Annotated in this window: 16 protein-coding genes; 6 read left to right on the top strand and 10 right to left on the bottom strand. The window is 35.0% G+C overall.

Features of this window, described 5'->3' with window-relative positions:
- Nucleotides 1–61 precede the first annotated feature (61 nt).
- Both der and ACP7AQ_RS15370 read left to right on the top strand, forming a co-directional pair.
- Entirely contained in the window at nt 62–1372 is a 1311-nt protein-coding gene (der, locus tag ACP7AQ_RS15375) for a ribosome biogenesis GTPase Der (RefSeq protein WP_426096087.1), read from the top strand.
- A 79-nt stretch (nt 1373–1451) separates the two neighbouring features.
- The gene (locus ACP7AQ_RS15370; RefSeq protein WP_426096086.1) at nt 1452–2243 is read left to right on the top strand and encodes an SDR family oxidoreductase; all 792 of its coding nucleotides are present in this window, start codon (nt 1452–1454) and stop codon (nt 2241–2243) included.
- Nucleotides 2244–2311: 68 nt separating this feature from the next.
- Here ACP7AQ_RS15370 and ACP7AQ_RS15365 read toward each other — a convergent pair whose 3' ends face one another.
- The 9 genes from ACP7AQ_RS15365 to ACP7AQ_RS15325 form a co-directional block, all read right to left on the bottom strand.
- Nucleotides 2312–2554 carry a hypothetical protein gene (locus ACP7AQ_RS15365; protein ID WP_426096085.1) on the bottom strand — a complete coding sequence of 81 codons (243 nt, stop codon included), beginning with the start codon at nt 2552–2554 and terminating at the stop codon, nt 2312–2314.
- 137 nt (nt 2555–2691) lie between these two features.
- On the bottom strand, nt 2692–3432 hold the full coding sequence (locus tag ACP7AQ_RS15360) for a DUF2490 domain-containing protein (protein ID WP_426096084.1): 741 nt from the start codon (nt 3430–3432) through the stop codon (nt 2692–2694).
- A 188-nt stretch (nt 3433–3620) separates the two neighbouring features.
- Entirely contained in the window at nt 3621–6164 is a 2544-nt protein-coding gene (locus ACP7AQ_RS15355; protein ID WP_426096083.1) for a TonB-dependent receptor, read from the bottom strand.
- Between the two features lie 246 nt (nt 6165–6410).
- The gene (locus ACP7AQ_RS15350) at nt 6411–6821 is read right to left on the bottom strand and encodes an RrF2 family transcriptional regulator (RefSeq protein WP_426064126.1); all 411 of its coding nucleotides are present in this window, start codon (nt 6819–6821) and stop codon (nt 6411–6413) included.
- Nucleotides 6822–6953: 132 nt separating this feature from the next.
- A complete protein-coding gene (locus ACP7AQ_RS15345; RefSeq protein ID WP_426096082.1) occupies nt 6954–7754 on the bottom strand; it encodes a TPM domain-containing protein in 801 nt (266 codons plus the stop codon).
- Entirely contained in the window at nt 7754–8191 is a 438-nt protein-coding gene (locus ACP7AQ_RS15340; RefSeq protein WP_426064124.1) for a TPM domain-containing protein, read from the bottom strand. The genes ACP7AQ_RS15345 and ACP7AQ_RS15340 overlap by 1 nt, the downstream gene beginning before the upstream one ends.
- Nucleotides 8192–8202: 11 nt before the next feature.
- A complete protein-coding gene (locus ACP7AQ_RS15335; RefSeq protein WP_426064123.1) occupies nt 8203–8790 on the bottom strand; it encodes a LemA family protein in 588 nt (195 codons plus the stop codon).
- A gap of 71 nt (nt 8791–8861) precedes the next feature.
- Entirely contained in the window at nt 8862–9194 is a 333-nt protein-coding gene (locus tag ACP7AQ_RS15330) for a MerR family transcriptional regulator (protein WP_091202441.1), read from the bottom strand.
- Between the two features lie 99 nt (nt 9195–9293).
- A complete protein-coding gene (locus ACP7AQ_RS15325) occupies nt 9294–10271 on the bottom strand; it encodes a M23 family metallopeptidase (RefSeq protein ID WP_426064122.1) in 978 nt (325 codons plus the stop codon).
- A 340-nt stretch (nt 10272–10611) separates the two neighbouring features.
- Between ACP7AQ_RS15325 and alaS the strand changes: the two genes are divergently transcribed.
- The 4 genes from alaS to ACP7AQ_RS15305 all read left to right on the top strand — a co-directional run bounded on the left by alaS (nt 10612) and on the right by ACP7AQ_RS15305 (nt 15984).
- A complete protein-coding gene (gene alaS, locus ACP7AQ_RS15320) occupies nt 10612–13260 on the top strand; it encodes an alanine--tRNA ligase (RefSeq protein WP_426096081.1) in 2649 nt (882 codons plus the stop codon).
- Nucleotides 13261–13494: 234 nt separating this feature from the next.
- Nucleotides 13495–14274: a hypothetical protein gene (locus ACP7AQ_RS15315; RefSeq protein WP_426096080.1), complete on the top strand. Its 780-nt coding sequence runs from the start codon at nt 13495–13497 to the stop codon at nt 14272–14274.
- Nucleotides 14275–14404: 130 nt separating this feature from the next.
- A complete protein-coding gene (locus tag ACP7AQ_RS15310; protein WP_426096079.1) occupies nt 14405–15361 on the top strand; it encodes a GSCFA domain-containing protein in 957 nt (318 codons plus the stop codon).
- Nucleotides 15362–15363: 2 nt separating this feature from the next.
- Nucleotides 15364–15984 carry a DUF4230 domain-containing protein gene (locus ACP7AQ_RS15305; protein WP_426096078.1) on the top strand — a complete coding sequence of 207 codons (621 nt, stop codon included), beginning with the start codon at nt 15364–15366 and terminating at the stop codon, nt 15982–15984.
- A gap of 110 nt (nt 15985–16094) precedes the next feature.
- Here the strand turns inward: ACP7AQ_RS15305 and ACP7AQ_RS15300 are convergent, their stop codons facing one another.
- On the bottom strand, nt 16095–17852 hold the full coding sequence (locus ACP7AQ_RS15300; protein ID WP_426096077.1) for an aromatic amino acid hydroxylase: 1758 nt from the start codon (nt 17850–17852) through the stop codon (nt 16095–16097).
- Nucleotides 17853–17981: the final 129 nt, after the last annotated feature.

The raw sequence follows: 17981 nt of genomic DNA, 5'->3' as shown, positions 1-17981 counted from the left end.
TCAAAAAAATTGATATTGATGGTTATAAACACTACCTTTGCAAAATATTTGAATTTATATTATGAATAATATTGTTGCGATAGTAGGAAGACCTAATGTGGGGAAATCAACCCTTTTTAATAGGCTGATACAAAGAAGAGAAGCTATTGTAGATTCAGTATCGGGGGTTACCCGTGATAGAAATTATGGTAAAAGCGAGTGGAACGGAAAAGAGTTTTCTGTAATTGATACCGGCGGATACGTGCGTGGTTCTGATGATGTTTTTGAAGGAGAGATCCGCAAACAAGTGGAATTAGCTATTGATGAGGCTGATGTTATCATTTTTGTGGTTGATGTTGAAGAAGGGATTACCCCAATGGATGATGCCGTTGCGAGATTGTTGCGTAAAGTGACGAAACCGGTTTTACTTGCTGTAAATAAGGTGGATAATGCGATGCGTGAGAAAGATGCAATTGAATTTTACAATCTTGGTTTAGGCGAATATTACACGTTTGCCAGTATTTCTGGAAGCGGAACAGGAGATTTATTGGATGCATTGATTGATGCTTTTCCTATAAAACCAGAGCCAACACAGGAAGAAGTGGTATTGCCTCGTTTTGCAGTTGTAGGTCGTCCCAATGCTGGAAAATCAAGCTTTATCAATGCGTTAATTGGCAAAGACCGATATATTGTTACTGATATTGCGGGAACTACCCGTGATTCTATCGATACTAAATTTGACCGTTTTGGTTTCGAATTCAACTTAGTGGATACCGCAGGAATTCGTCGTAAAGCGAAAGTAAAAGAAGATTTAGAGTTTTACTCGGTAATGCGTTCGGTTCGTGCAATTGAACACGCTGATATTTGTATCTTGATTATTGATGCCACTCGTGGATTTGAAGGCCAGGATCAAAGTATTTTTTGGTTGGCTGAGAAAAACCGTAAAGGTGTTGTAATCTTGGTGAATAAATGGGATTTAGTAGAAAAAGAAACGATGTCAACTCGTGATTATGAAGCTAAAATTAGAGAAGAATTAATGCCGTTTACGGATGTGCCTATTCTTTTTGTTTCTGCTACAACGAAACAACGTTTGTTGAAAGCATTAGAAGCTACTGTAAAAGTTTTCGAAAACAGACAACAACGTATCGCTACGTCAAAATTCAATGAATTCATGTTGAAAGTGATTGAAGCTTATCCGCCGCCAGCAACAAAGGGTAAATATGTGAAAATTAAATATTGCATGCAGTTGCCAACTCCAACACCACAATTTGTGTTTTTTGCTAATATGCCACAATACGTAAAAGAACCTTACAAGCGTTATTTGGAAAATAAAATTAGAGAAAACTGGGACTTTTCAGGAGTGCCAATCGATATTTATATCAGAGAGAAATAGTCTTTATTTCCATAATTATATTAGAAAGTTTATTGAGTTTGTAAAAACTTGATAAACTTTTTATTTTTAAGAAAAAAATATGAACGCAATAAACGATAAAGTTGTTTGGATTACTGGCGCTTCCAGCGGAATAGGAGAGGCTTTAGCGTATGAATTAGCTACTAGAAATTGCAAACTGATTCTTTCGGCACGAAATGGAGAAGCTTTAGAAACTGTAAAATCTAAATGTATAAACGCTGAAGTAATCATTTTACCTTTTGATTTAGTTGATTTTGATAATGCTAAAAATCATGTAGAAAAAGCAGTTGCTGCCTTTGGAAAAGTGGATGTACTTATCAATAATGGTGGGGTTAGCCAGCGTTCCCTAATTGTAGAGACCGATTTTGAGGTCGATAAAAAATTAATCGAAGTTGATTATCTCGGTACGGTTGCGCTGACAAAAGCTTTATTACCTCATTTTATCAAAAACAAGACAGGACATTTTGTTACTGTAACTAGTTTGATGGGGAAATTCGGGTCGCCCTATCGTTCCGGATATTGTGGTGCAAAACATGCCTTACATGGTTTTTTTGATGTGTTAAGAATGGAACATCAAAAAGACTTTATCAATGTGACGCTTGTTTGTCCTGGATTTGTTCAAACGAATGTGGCCAAAAACGCAATGACGGCAGACGGATCCAAACAGAATATAGACGATGCGGCAACTCAAAATGGAATGTCAACAAGCGTTTTTGCCAAGAAATTTGTGAAAGCCGTTGAGTCTAAAAAATTTGAAATTTATATTGGTGGTAAAGAAATTATGGGAATTTATCTGAAACGATTTTTCCCAAAATGGTTGCATTATTTTGTTTTAAAAAGCAAAGTGAGATAAATTTAAATAGTGGCTAATAAAAAATCCCGAGCAATCGGGATTTTTTGCGTTAAAATGGATTCGAATGATTAGCTTTCTTCTTTTTCTTCTTCCAAAGTCTCCATAGGATGATCACCGTACCAATCTTTGAATGTTTTTGTAGTTTTATAATCATCAGTAAGGACGGTATATACCATTAATAGTATTAATGGAATACCAATGCAATATAGGGTCATTATTACCGGTAAAGCAACGTTAGTTTGACATAAACCGGCAAATACAAAAACATAAATGGTTGTGAACCAAACGAGTTTAATTGCAAAATTTTTCATGGTCATATCTTTTTACTAAAGTTACGCCATGAATTGCAAATATTACGTTAATATATTGACAATCAATGTTTAAAATAATGCTGATTATTTCTTTCATTCTTTTATTCTTACAATCGATTACGGATTCTCAATCCAATTTAACCCTTTTTTTGGATTTTTATTTTGTGGAAAATACTAAATCGAATGATGTCTCTGTTGAAATAGTCGACTCCGCCAACTCGTCTTTGAAAGCTATTTAAATAGCCTAGTTCAAATGTTAAATTGGTATTCATGCCATAATGTATTGCGGCATAAATTCTATTTTGATCAAACGTATTTTTGATGATTTTTTTTCCAAAATTGAACATTATTTCATCTGATACTACTGCTTTTAATAATTGTTTTTCTTTTCTCCAAAAAGTATAATCACCTTGAAGTCGGTATCTAAATCTCCACGAAAATGCGCTGCCTGGCAACAACTCTTCCTTATTGGAATTGTGAATAAATCGCTCTTCTGTTTGAAATCGTTGGATCAATGTTACTTGCTTCACGTTTATTTTCAACGTAATATCTTGTTGTCCTCGGTATTCAGGTATGTTAAAATCATTGTTTGTTTCTTGGACTTGTGTGTCAACAGAGAAATAAGCAAAGCCAACACCGGTCTCTAAATAATCATTGATTTTATAACGTCCTTGAACGCGAACTACATATAAATTCCTTTGTATTGGTTTTATAAAAAGCCGGTTGTCAAATTCAGAATGCAAAGACCATTTATTATTTAAGAGCAATTGATTGTAATAGCGCGACCAAACGATACTTTGATGATCTATATTTTTCCCCGTTTGTGCTTGACAGAGTACCGATACAAATAAAAAGATAATGGTTCTAATGGTTTTCACGAAGTTTTATTTGAATTTTTGCAAATTTACATAAAGTCTACAAATCCTATAGTTTTGTTACTTTTTTTTTTAAGTATTTTAATAAGTTGAAATTATTAATTATGTTTTAGAAAAAGTAAAAACAGCACTTTAAAACCTAAGTTTTAACAATGCTGTTTTAAATTAAATGTTTCTCGAAGTTATTGTGTTTACAATGAATAGCGAAGTGTAATTCCATAAGTTCTCTGATCGCCCAATACTCCTACATATTGTCCTGAATTTCCGCCGGCAGGTAATAGTTGTTCGTAATAATCTTTGTTTAAAAGGTTACGTACCCAGAATTGTACAGAAAAACCATCTGTTGCACGAAAACCCAAACGAGCATTGAATAGGGCATAACCCTGAACTACTAAATATTTTGAAGCAGATGGACTTGAAGAGAATTCAGAACGTGCGTAAGAATCAATTCCAAGGAATATTTTTCCTGTATTCCCAAAAAATCTTGCTTTGCTTGAAAATTCACCTCCTAAAGATCCTGCCCATTTTGAAGCACCTGGCAAAGCAGTTCCGGAAACATCTTTGAAGGATACTGAGGCTCCTGTTTCTTCCAACGGAAGAGGTGCATTTGTAAATTTAACATATTTACTATCTGTATAGGTCGCTGCACCATTAATGGTAAAATGTTTACTGATTACAAAACTGGCATCTAATTCTACTCCTTTTACCTTTACTTTATCTGCATTGGCAAGATATCCACGATTTACACCTAATTCTGCTGCCTGTACATTAGTTTGAAAATCTTTGATATCGGTATTAAAAAAGGTTAAATTGAATATTGCGTTTTTAAACGGTGATGTTTTTATTCCAATTTCATAATGATTTACTTCTTCCGGTTTAATTACGGCAAGTTCAAGAATTGGCTGTCCAGCAAGAGTAGGTAATCCCGCTACGTTTACTCCAACGGGTTTGTAGCTTTTTGCATAAGTCGCATATGCGTTAATCTTGTCAGTGGCTTTAAAAGAAACGGTTACGTTTCCGGAAAGGTCAGTATTATCTGTGTTAGATGAAAATGACTGATCCGTATAAACTAATTTTTTCAAAGCAATCAAGGCTGGCTCATTCGTTTGAAGTCCTCCGTAGGTTGTACGGCTGTAATCCGCATCTTTTTTATCAAAATTATAACGTAAACCGGGTAATATGTGTAAACGTTCTGTAATAGCCCAGTCCAACTGACCAAATACTGCCGCACTGGAAGCTCTAATGCGTGCGTCCGTTTTGATGCCGTAACCTTCAAATAGATTTGGTGTTTTCCATAAATTACTGGTGGTACTTTGGGCAAATCTCCATTGCGCATTACCGGATTCTTCAGTACCATCTGTTTGTGATGTTTGGTCAATAAAAAAGACACCAACAACCCCACTTAATTTAGAGGTAAGATGACCTGCGTAACGTACTTCTTGCGTTATTTGTGTCTGTACGGTTGGGTTTTGCGATTTTGTTAATACTTGTAATCCTGTAAAATCTCTATCGTTTGATGGATCCCAATTCCAAAAACGCCAAGCTGTCGTTGCCGTAAGTGTTCCGTTTCCAATTTTTGTATCTATGTTAAGAGATATACCGCCCATATCTTGCCCTGAACGCCATGGCGTATCGTGATCAATTTTACGATCAAACGCATTTAAACTTGGCAGTTTATAATTCAAATCAGCAATAATAGCATCAAATTGACGGTAAGCTGCTCTTTGTGTCGGTGCGATACCTGCAACTACCTGTGCATATCCGTCGGGACGTTGAGCCGTAAAATCTGCAGCTAAAATGATATTAGTTCTTTCAGAAGGCGTAAAAAGTAATTGTCCTCTAATTCCTTGATTGTTGAGGGTGTTGGTAGGTTTTCCTGTTGCAATGTTATCAATCAGGCCATCACGTTGCGTACCAGAAAAAGAGATACGACCTGCAATTTTTTTACCTAATGCACCCGTTATCGATGCTTTGGCTTGGAGAAATGCGTAGTTTCCGTAGCTGATTTCAAATGTTGCACCTGAAGTAAAGCTTGGTTTACGAGTAGTGATGTTAAAAGCTCCCGAAGTTGTATTTTTACCAAACAATGATCCTTGCGGGCCCCGCAATACTTCAATTTGTTCTACATCGATAAAATCTAGAGTGGTCGCCGCTGGACGTGCATAATAAACGCCATCAACATAGAAACCGACACCTGGATCGATTCCATCATTAGTAAGTCCAAAAGGAGAACCTAAGCTTCGGATGTTAATACCGGTATTTCTGGGGTTTGACGAATATAATTGAACGGATGGAACAAGTTCTTTTATACGATTAACATTAAAAGCTCCAGATTGTTCTGCCTGTTTTCCTGTAATTACTGATATTGCGATTGGTACATCTTGTACTTTTTCTATTCGGCGCCTTGAGGAAACTACAACCTCGACCAAAGCATTTTCTTCATCAAGCGTTATTTGTAATGAAGGTATTGGTAAAGAAATAATTTCTACTTCTGCAGTTTTGTATCCTACATATTGAACCAAAAGAGTTACAGGAAGTTTTTCTTTGGTGTCTATTATAAATTTCCCGTTAGAATCTGAAGTAGTGTTGGAGTTAGTTCCTTTTATGATAACATTTGCAGCTTCTAATGGAATGTTTTGGTTTGTAGTAATGACACCTTCAATGTTTTGTGCAAATGATATTGAGAAAGTTAAAAAGGATAGTATTGTAAGTATATTTTTTACAGAATTTTTCATTTATATAAATTATATGTAATTAGTAGAATTAAAATTAAATTTTTTTACTAACACATACACATCATTTGAGAACTCTTTTCTTCAATTACAATTAGTAGATTTTTTCGGGATTGCTTATTCAAAAAAGCAAGCTGACTTTGATACGTTTTCATACGCTTAAATTTGGATTGTTAATGATGAATTAAATTTGAGGCAAATATATAATTAATTCTATAAAACTAGTAGGGTTTATAAATATTTTTTTTATTATCGTACTAAAGAAGCTATAGTAATGCCTTCCATCGCCTTTAGCGTTTCTTCTCTAATAGTAATTAATCCGTGTCTTAACAGGCATTTAGATTCATCGACACAATCTGAACAACGTTCATAAAAATTTAATGAGGCACAAGGGAGTAAAGCAATTGCACCATCAAAAAGTCTGTGAATATCGGCTAAAGTAATATCGTTTTTAGATTTTAAAAGATAATAACCACCACATTTTCCTTGTTTACTTCCAACAAAATGACCACGTTTAAGATCCAACAGAATTTGTTCCAAAAACTTTTTAGGGATTGAGGCTGACTCAGCAATTTCGAAAGTTTTAGAAACATGGGTTTCTTCCTGTTGCGCTAAATATAAAAGTGCTTTTAGCGCGTATTTGGCTTTGTGTGAAAGCATTTTATATAATTGATTTAATTTTTAATGAATTTTAAATAGTACAAATATTTAAAAATAAAAATTATTTGCAATCTAAAAAATCCTTTAATTTTTTGATTTTTAGTATTTGTTTTATCAAAAAGGAACTGGAAACTACCAGTCTCCACCAGATCCACCACCAGAGAAACCTCCGCCTCCAAATCCACCTCCGAAACCTCCACCGCCAAACCCACCACCCGATGAACCTCCGCCACCACTATTTCTACCGAGACTACTCAGAATAATGACATCCAATAAACTAGGTCCTATTCCGCCACCTCTGTTGCCGGAATTTCCACCACCACCTTTGTTTCGAGCAATCAGCACTAGTACAATGATGACAATAATAATAATTGGTAAAATCGGAAATCCTTTATCTTTTGTCGTCTTTACACGCTCTCCTTTATACTTTCCTTTAAAAACATCGATCAATGCATCGGTTCCTTTATCAAGCCCATTGTAATAACTTCCGGATTTAAATTCAGGGATAATAATATTTCGGGTAATTTCTCCACCGATACCTGCTGTTAATCGATCTTCAAGACCATATCCTGCGGAGATCCATATTTTTCTTTCGGCTTTGGCCAATAAAATTAAAACGCCGTTGTCATTTTTTGCTGTTCCTCCAATACCCCAAGTTTGTCCCCATTTTGGTGTAAGAATACCAATATCTTCGCCTTTGAGCGTTTCTATAGTAACAATCACAATTTGAGTGGTGGTAGAATCAGAATATTTTATCAGTTTTTCTTCCAGTTGCGCTTTTTCTTTTGCGCTTAAAACATTCGCATAATCATAAACAGAAGTCTGTAAAGTTGGTTTTTCAGGAATGGTAAGCTGCGCAAAGCCAATTTGTGTGAATAACAAACAAAGAAACAGCTTTAGGAAAATTATAGTATTCTTTTTTTGTAATAACATTATCCTCTAGATATTTCGTTTGATAATTCATTTGTGTCGCCTTCCAGAAAAGGGAAATATTTCTGCAATTGCTCTCCGGCTCTGGTAATTCCGTCAATAAGACCTTGTTTGAAATCTCCTTTTTTGAACTCTGCTACCATAATATCTCGGGTACAGTTCCAAAAATCATCTTGAACAACATCATTAATTCCTTTGTCACCACAAATTACAAAATGTCTGTCTTCAACAGCTAAGTAAATCAAAACACCATTTTGAAGTTCGGTTTCATCCATTTTTAGTTCATGAAAAACTTCCATGGCACGATCATACGCATCCATGGAAGTTGTTTTTTCTATATGAACTCTAATCTCGCCAGAAGTATTTTTTTCAGCCATACGAATAGCTTCAACAATTTTTTGTTCATCTTCTTTGGTTAAAAAATCCTCTACTTTTGACATTGCTTTTTAGATTAGAATTTTACTTCAACGGGTTTATCTGCACCTTCAACTGCAGTAAAGTATGCTTTCTCTTTAAATCCAAACAATCCCGCAAATAAGCTGTTTGGAAATGTTTTAATATGAGAATTATATGGTTTTACCGCTTCATTAAAACGCGTTCTCGCGGTTAGAATTTGATTTTCTGTACTCGCCAATTCATCCTGTAATTTCAAAAAGTTTTGGTTCGCTTTCAATTCAGGATATGCTTCAACAGTTACTAATAATCTTGATAATGCTGATGAAACGCCACTTTGTGCTTTGTTAAATTCTGCTAATTGTTCCGGAGTAATATTGGCAGGATCAACATTTACTGATGTTGCTTTAGAACGAGCTTCGATAACTGCCGTCAATGTGCTTTTTTCAAAATCGGCAGCACCTTTTACAGTATTTACCAAGTTTCCAATAAGGTCATTTCTTCTTTGATACGCAGTTTGGACATCACCCCAAGATTGTTCAACATTTTGGTTTAACGTTACCGCAGTATTGTTAATTCCTTTCACCCAGCTGTAAATTACAAAAATTACAACTGCTCCGATAATCCAAGGCAAAAATCTTCTCATGTTTATTTAATTTAATGTTTAATATTTAGTTTTTATTTTTAATTTGTTTTTTAGAAAAACAATTGATATTTCTAAAGTTCGTTTTTAATATTTGTTAATTGTGTACGAATGGTTTCTAGTTTCCGAATAATTTCAAACTTATCCAATGTCTTCTTTTGTCCTTCTTTCAAATGGGTTTTGGCACCTTCCAGCGTAAAACCTCTTTCTTTCACTAAATGATAAATCAATTGTAAATTAGTGATGTCTTCCGGAGTAAACATTCGATTGCCTTTAGCATTCTTTTTTGGTTTCAAAATATCAAATTCATTGTCCCAAAAACGAATCAGCGATGCATTCACGTCAAATGCTTTGGCTACTTCGCCAATGCTGTGATATCTTTTGTCTTTAGAAAGTTCAATGTGCATGTTTTTTTATTTTTTTTGTCCAGTTGAATTAGTCACTGAATACTGTTTTTTATCTTCTCACTGAACACTGCCAACCGAATACTGAACACTATTTTTGCATTAGTCTAATGATTGATTCTCTTGGTTCGCCAATTGTGCGATGACGACATACTCTACTGCCGAAATATTTCCGTAATAAAAATTAAGCGGATTTACTACTTTTTTATCCTTATGAACTTCATAATGCAAGTGCGGCCCTTCGGATCTTCCCGTGCTTCCCACATATCCTATAACATCGCCTCGTTTTATGCGTTGTCCCGCTCTCGCTTTGTATTTGCTCAAATGTGCGTACAAAGTTTCGTATCCAAATCCATGCCGAATAACAATATGATTTCCATATCCTGAGGCTGTATTGTCTGCTTTTGCTACAACTCCGTCGCCCGTGGCATAAATGGGAGATCCAGTTTTAGCTGTAAAATCCATGCCTTCATGCATTTTTCGTGCTTTTGTAAAAGGATCCGTTCGGTATCCAAAACCAGAGGCCATTTGTTTTAAATTTTCATTTCGTACTGGCTGAATGGCAGGAATAGCTGACAAAAAATCACTTTTGGCTTCTGCCAATTTTAAAATCGCATCCAGTGATTTGGACTGAATCGACAATTCTTTGCTCAGGACATCAATCCTTTTCGTGGTATTGATAACCAACTGTGAATTGTCGTAACCCTCTAATAATTGATACCTGTTTTTTCCTGAGAATCCCGCTTTCCGAACAGAATCCGGAATAGCGGATTTGTTGAAATACACACGATACAAATTATTATCCCGATCTTCAATATTATCAACAACGTCATTTAGCTGATCCATTTTTTTATTTAAAATGGCATAATTCAATCTCAAATTTTCAATTTCACGCGCCTGCAAACGATCTTTTGGCGTTTCAAAATAAGGAGTATTCAATAAAATTACAAAACTCAAAAAACCAAATAACGCCGATGCCAATAAAAACAGGATAATAACACCAAATTTTCTTCTTTTTTGTGTCTTTATTTTTCTGTAAGCTAGATTTTCGGAATCGTAATAATATTTTACTTTCGACATATTTTAAAATACCCTATTTTTGCACACTGTAAAAGGTTAGACGAACAAATTTAAGAAATGTTTCATTTGTTACACCTTTTTTTTAGGAATAAATAAAATAATGTGCCTGTTCCAGCTATTCGTTGCAAGTTCTCGTTGATACCTCTTTTTTTCTAATGAGCCAGCAGGAGCTTCCTACGGTCGCTCTGCCACCTCAAGAAAAAATAGAGGTATAAATCTCGAAGCTTTTCACTGCTATCTGGGGCAAAAGAAATTAAAAGATTTAATGATTTTAAGATTGAAAATTTCAATTCTAAATAATCTTTAAATTTTTGAATCCTTAAATATTTAAATTAAAAAAATGAAATCACAAGACGTACGTAAACAATTTCTGGATTTTTTCGCAGGTAAAGGACACTTAATCGTTCCATCAGCACCGATAGTTTTAAAGGATGATCCAACTTTGATGTTCAACAATTCAGGAATGGCGCAGTTCAAAGAATATTTTTTGGGCAACGGAACTCCAAAAAGCAATAGAATTGCCGATACGCAAAAATGCCTTCGTGTTTCAGGAAAACATAATGACCTGGAAGATGTAGGTTTTGATACGTATCATCATACCATGTTTGAAATGTTGGGAAACTGGTCTTTTGGTGATTATTTCAAAAAAGAAGCCATCAACTGGGCTTGGGAACTTTTGACAGAAGTTTATAAAATCCCTAAAGAAAATTTATACGTTTCCGTTTTTGAAGGGAATAAAGAAGAAAATGTACCATTTGATCAGGAAGCTTGGGATATTTGGAAGGAATTAATTGATGAAGACCGAATCATTCTTGGAAACAAAAAAGACAATTTTTGGGAAATGGGAGATCAAGGACCTTGCGGACCGTGTTCAGAAATTCATGTTGACATTCGTTCTGCTGAAGAGAAAGCTTTAGTATCAGGAAAGAGTTTAGTAAACAATGACCATCCGCAAGTAGTGGAAATCTGGAACAATGTGTTTATGGAATTTAACCGTAAAGCAAATGGTACTCTGGAAAAGTTACCTGCAAAACACGTTGATACCGGAATGGGATTTGAGCGTTTGTGTATGGCATTACAAGGAAAAACATCTAATTATGACACTGATGTTTTTACGCCACTTATTGAAAAAGTGGAACAAATTACAGGATTAAAATATACGCCAAATGATGTCACTCTTAGTGGAGTCGAAGAGAGTGAAGAGCAAAACAAAACTAATATCGCTATTCGTGTAGTGGTCGATCACGTTCGTGCCGTAGCTTTTGCTATTGCCGACGGGCAATTGCCATCCAATACAGGTGCAGGTTATGTAATTCGTCGAATTTTGCGTCGTGCTATTCGGTACGGATTTACGTTCTTGAATACAAAAGAACCGTTTATCAACCAATTGGTAGCAGTTTTGGCGAATCAAATGGGTGAATTTTTTCCGGAAATCAAATCGCAACAACAATTGGTTACAAATGTAATTCGTGAAGAAGAAGCTTCTTTCTTAAGAACATTAGATCAAGGTTTGCAATTGCTGGATAAAGTTATTGAATATGAAAAAGGAAAAACGGTAGCAGGATCAAAAGCATTTGAATTGTATGATACCTTTGGATTTCCTATTGACTTGACTGCATTAATTCTGAGAGAAAAAGGATTTGAACTGGACGAAGTTGGTTTTAACGCTTCGATGCAAGAACAAAAAACACGTTCTCGCGCAGCATCAGAAGTTTCAACCGAAGATTGGTCGGTTTTAATACCTGGAAATGTAGAAACATTTGTTGGGTACGATCAATCTGAAAGTGATGTAAAAATCACTCGTATTCGTAAAGTGGACAGTAAAAAAGATGGGGTTTTATACCAAATCGTTTTAGATAACACACCATTTTATCCAGAAGGTGGAGGACAAGTGGGAGATAAAGGAACCTTGATTTCTGCCAATGAAACGATCGAAATCATCGACACGAAAAAAGAAAATAACCTGATTTTGCATTTTACAAAACAATTGCCAGAGAATGTAAACGCTGGTTTTGTGGCCAAAGTGAATCAGGACTTGAGAAGCTTGTCTTCTAGAAATCACTCGGCGACACACTTGATGCATCAAGCATTGAGAAGTATTTTGGGAACGCATGTTGAACAAAAAGGTTCTTTAGTAAATCCAAACTACTTGCGTTTTGACTTTTCTCATTTTGCTAAAATGACAGAAACCGAATTGCAACAAGTGGAAGATTTTGTAAACGCAAGAATTCAAGAGCAGTTACCACTTATCGAAAGAAGAAACATTCCTTTTGCGCAAGCAGTTCAAGAAGGTGCAATGGCGTTGTTTGGAGAAAAATATGGAGATGAGGTTCGTGCGATTAAATTTGGCGAAAGCATGGAATTATGCGGTGGAATTCACGTAAAAAATACGGCTGAAATCTGGCATTTCAAAATCGTTTCTGAAGGAGCAGTTGCGGCGGGAATTCGTCGTATCGAAGCGATTACAAGTGCGGCGGTAAAAGCCCATTTTGCATCGCATGAAAATACATTGAATGAAGTAAAAGCAGCCTTGAAAAATCCTCAGGATATTTTGAAAGCCGTTCATTCGATGCAAGAAGAAAATGCCAAATTGGCTAAGCAAATTGAGTCTTTGGTAAAAGATAAAGTTAAAAATTTGAAAGCGAGTTTGATTGCTGAAATTCAGGAAATAAACGGTGTTCAATTCTTGGCAAAGCAAGTCGATTTGAATCCAGAAGGAGCCAAAGATTTAGCGTATGAACTAGGGAATTTAGGGAATAACCTGTTTCTCGTTTTGGCTACAGCCGACGAGGAAAAACCAATGTTAACTTGTTATATTTCTAAAGAATTAGTTGCGGAGAAAAACCTAAATGCAGGACAAGTGGTTCGTGAATTGGGTAAATTTATCCAAGGAGGAGGAGGAGGTCAGCCGTTCTTTGCGACAGCAGGAGGGAAGAATGTAGCTGGAATTCAGCAAGCTTTGGAGAAAGCGATTGAGTTTGTAAAATAGAACAAATTTTTTTTTAATTATAAATACCCTTTTAGAATTATTTTCTAAAAGGGTATTTTTTTAACTACAATTCCTTGTTTTAGTATGCTTATGAGGCATTAGAATTAGTTTCAAAAGTAGTAGTTTAACCGAAATGTAGGGATTATAACGATGAACATTGTAGCGGAAATTATATTTGTGTAAACTTGAAATCTTTTGTGCCAAAAATTAAATGGTAGAAGCGATAAGTTTATTATGAAAAATAAAATAGTTCTACTTTGGGTCTTATTGGTTTTTGTATTGACACAATTTTCGTGTTCCAATGATTTGGAAGATAATGTAAAATTATTGAAGAAAGTTGTTGAAACTTCAGAAGAAGGGACTTCAGAAACAACTTTATTCAGTTACAATGGCAATGAAATCGTGAGTATTGAAGGGGCTGAGAAACGTACTGATTTTACTTATACCGATGGTTTGATTACAAAAATGCAAACGCTAAATAAAAAAAATCAGCTTCTGGAAACTATTGAATACAGTTATCTAAAAGGTAAGTTGTCCCTAGTTCAATCTTTAGGTAATTACAGAATCAAGTACATTCGTAATTCCGATAAAACGGTATCTTATGAAAGATTTACGATTATTTCAACGAATCAGCAGGTAAAAGAATTTCACGGAATATTGTATTTTGGAAATGAAAATTTGATCAAAGACAATCGAATATTAGACAATGTTAACGCCGGAGTTATCTCGAATTACAGCGTAAGCTATGATTATGATGTTGAGAAAAATCCCATGATTAATGTTACGGGGTTCAGAGAATTATTAAATCAAAACGAAAAAATTTCGCTAAATAATACTTTAATTAGCACAGTGATTACAACTGTTTCAAAAGATGACCAAATATCGTCATCAGCTATTATGTATAAAAGCTTTTATACTTACGATTTGGAAAATTATCCAAAAGAACGGGTTTCAGAAACTGCAATTTTTGCTAATGGGAACTCTGGTTATTTAAAAACACAATATTTCTACTAATGGAAACATTTATTTTATGGCAACCCTTTCAAAGTTTAAAACTCGAAAGGGGTTTTTTATGCCAATGAAAAAAGAACTAAATCCCATTTAATTCGCTAAAATTATTGAAATTTGTAGCAAATAGAAAGTAATGCAATTCAGAACCCAAATCCCCATTTCCAAAAGTAATTGTCCAATAGAGTATAATTCTAAAATTATGTCTTTGGGATCTTGTTTTGCGGTAAATATGGCCGAGAAACTGGACTATTTTAAATTTCAAAATAGCTGTAATCCATTTGGTATTTTATTTCATCCATTGGCAATTGAAAAACTGATCGATTTTGCTGTTTCTGGAAAACAATTTACAGAAAACGATGTTTTTTTTTACAATGATCGTTGGCATTGTTTTGATGCGCATTCGGATTTGAGTAATTTAAGTAAAGAGGAATTATTAAAATCATTAAACGCAATAATTAAATCAACATATCAACAAATAATAGAATCAACACATTTCATCATCACGTATGGAACATCTTGGATATATCGAAACATCGAAATCGATTTTATTGTGGCGAATTGCCATAAAGTGCCACAAAAGCAGTTCAAAAAAGAATTACTTTCTGCTGAGAAAATCGAAAAAAGTATCAGAAACACAATCAAATTAATTCATGCTGTAAATCCAAATTGCAACATTATTTTCACCGTTTCGCCGGTCCGTCACATCAAAGACGGTTTTGTCGAAAATCAAGTAAGTAAATCAAATTTAATTTCTGCTTTATACACTGTTTTGCAAGTTTCCCCCGTGAGGGAGGAGGGGACTTATTTTCCCAGCTACGAAATCATGATGGATGAACTTCGTGATTACCGTTTTTATGCCGAAGATATGTTGCATCCCAATCAAGTGGCGATCGATTATATTTGGAAACGCTTTAAGGAAACTACGATTTCTGAAACTGCTTATAATGTGATGGATGAAGTAGAAGGTATTCAAAAAAGTCTTTCGCACAGGCCTTTTAATCCGAATTCTGAAAGTCATTTAAAATTTGAGTCTAAAGTCAGAGAAAAAATCACTAAATTGGAATCAGAATATTTATTTATGAAATTTTAATTATGTTAAGAAGAATACTTATTGCAATAGCAGTTATCGGTGGAATATTTTTATTATTCAAATACTGCGATTTTAAGAAAAACGATGATGAAGACATCAGTTACAATACTAATCTCATTCAACAACAAATTCTAAACGTTGGTAAATTGGTAGTTACCGAGGGTCATTTCTCGGAAGTGATTACCTATAAGAATCAACAGAAATATTTGTTGGATATGCTTTCTTTCGAGAAAAAAGCATTAGTGATTGTTAATGCTGATGTAACCGTTGCGTATGATTTACACAAAATGAAATACGATATTGATGAAAAAAATAAAACAATCACTATTATTAGCATTCCAAAAGAAGAAATAAAAATCAGCCCTGATATTCAGTTTTACAACGTCGAACAAAGTAAATTAAATCCATTTACGGGCGATGATTACAATAAAATCAATAAATCGGTTAAAGCGAATCTGGCTAAGAAAATCGAAAAATCGACCTTGAAGTCAAATGCTCAAAATCGATTGATAAGTGAATTGTCGAAAATATTAATTCTGACCAATACAATGGGCTGGAAATTACAATACGAAGGAAAAGTTATCGAAAGCGAAAAAGATTTTGGACAGCAGATAAAATTGTAAATACTTTTTCTGTCAGGTTATGCGCAGTCGAAACCATTTTTATAGCTGTTTAAGCCTATTAAAAAATCTCGACTGCGCTCGATGTGACAAAAATAATGTACGATAAAAACTTAAGCTTTCTCTTTATCAAAAATCAAATCCAGACCACCTGCAATCAAATGCGCTACTTCAGGTCTTCTTTGTTGTAAATTTTCAAGATAAACCATTACTTCTTGTAACAATTGCGGTTCATTTCTATCTTTTAATAGTTCCATGATTTCAATAGTTAATAACCAATCGTTTGGATGATTATCTCGTAATTTTTCAAAAACTGGTGCCAAAGAGGTTTGCTTATCCTTGGTTTCTCTAATATTTCGAATTGTTTGGTATAAAACCTCCAAATCATCACGCTCTGCGGTATGTTTTGCTTTAATGGTTTTACTGCTTGGAACATGCGAAATCATATCAAAACTTATTACATCAGCAGGACCTGAAAAAGCAGAAATCACTTTTTTACCAACAGCCATATCGTAAATTCCCCATTCCGGCTGAAACAAAGTAGTTTCTCCGTGGGTCACGGTACAATTTTTTAAACTGATTAAAATTATTTCTCCATGCAGGTTTCTTGATCCGGTGATAATTTCTCCTTTTACGGTAATATCTCCCTCAAATTCAAGTGTTACGGTTTCACTTTCAGTGATAGAATAAGCGCTTAAATCTCTTGGACTCATGTCTTCAATCGCAAGATTTATTCCTTTGAGTTTTCCAATTGGACTTCCAAAACCCTTGGCGTGTTTAGCCGTTCCATGACCTACTAATTCTTTTTCACGGTATGATAATGCTGTTTTTCCTGTAGTTTGGATATAAACAGGTTTTCCTTCTTCTTCAATAACATTGGTAAAAACGCCCGAAATCTGAATTCCGGTACTCAGTTCAATCGTTCCTAAAGCATTAGAATGAATCAATTTATTAATTCCTGATAGTCCTCCGGTACGCAACGCCATTTTATTGGCAAACTCTTCTAAAACCAAGCTTAAATAAGCAAAATCTGGAGTGACATAAAGTTGCGGTTGTAGTTTTGTAATATCAAAACTCTGGTTCGCTGCAGACAGGTCGTAAGGAATTTTCTTCACATTATCCGTCATGCACCAGGCACTTTCGCCAATGGACGAAAGTAGTCCAGCCCCATAAATTTTTGGATTGTCGATAGTTCCAATCAAACCATATTCCACGGTCCACCAATGCAGATTTCTTATTTGCGCCATTTCCGATAATTCACCCATGTTATTCTGCAAATCTTCTACCGCTTTTTCGGCAGAATCAATATCGGCTTGCGGGGTGTCTTCGGCCTCTTTCAAGATAGAAAGCAGTCGGATGGCTTCATACATTTGGTAATCTTTGTGAGAAGAAATCGCTTTACAGCCTATTTCTCCAAAACGACGCAGGTATTCCGCATATTCCGGATTGGCAATAATGGGCGCATGACCAGCACCTTCGTGAATAATATCCGGTGCGGGTGTGTATTCTATATGTTCGAGCTGACGAATGTCAGAAGCAATTACGAGCACATTATACGCCTGAAATTCCATAAAAGCATTTGGTGGAATAAATCCGTCCACCGCAACCGCTGCCCAACCTATTTCAGTCAAAATACGGTTCATGCCATACATACTCGGAATGTTGTCAATCTCGATTCCCGTTTTTTTTAATCCTTCTAGGTAGGAGCTATGCGCCACTTTTGATAAATAAGCTACATTTTTGCGCATCACATAACGCCAAACGGCTTGATTTATGGGCGTATAATCGCTATAATCCTGAGGTTTAATGAATTGTTTTAAGTGCTTTGGCAATCGGTCTAATAGCGGATTGCTTTCTATAGTTGAGTTCATATCGAAAACCTTGTAGTTCAACTGCAAAAGTACAAATTTCAGTAGCTATTTCCCGCTTTTCATTGCAAGTTTTTGTAAACCCGTTTGTTTTTCTAAAGTTCATAAAAGAGCTTCCTTTGGTCGCTTTTT

This window comes from Flavobacterium sp. DSR2-3-3, assembly GCF_049896585.1.
In the GTDB taxonomy this organism is placed as follows: Bacteria; Bacteroidota; Bacteroidia; order Flavobacteriales; family Flavobacteriaceae; genus Flavobacterium.
Note: the sequence above shows the minus strand (reverse complement) of the source record. Positions and strands in the feature narration are given on the sequence as shown.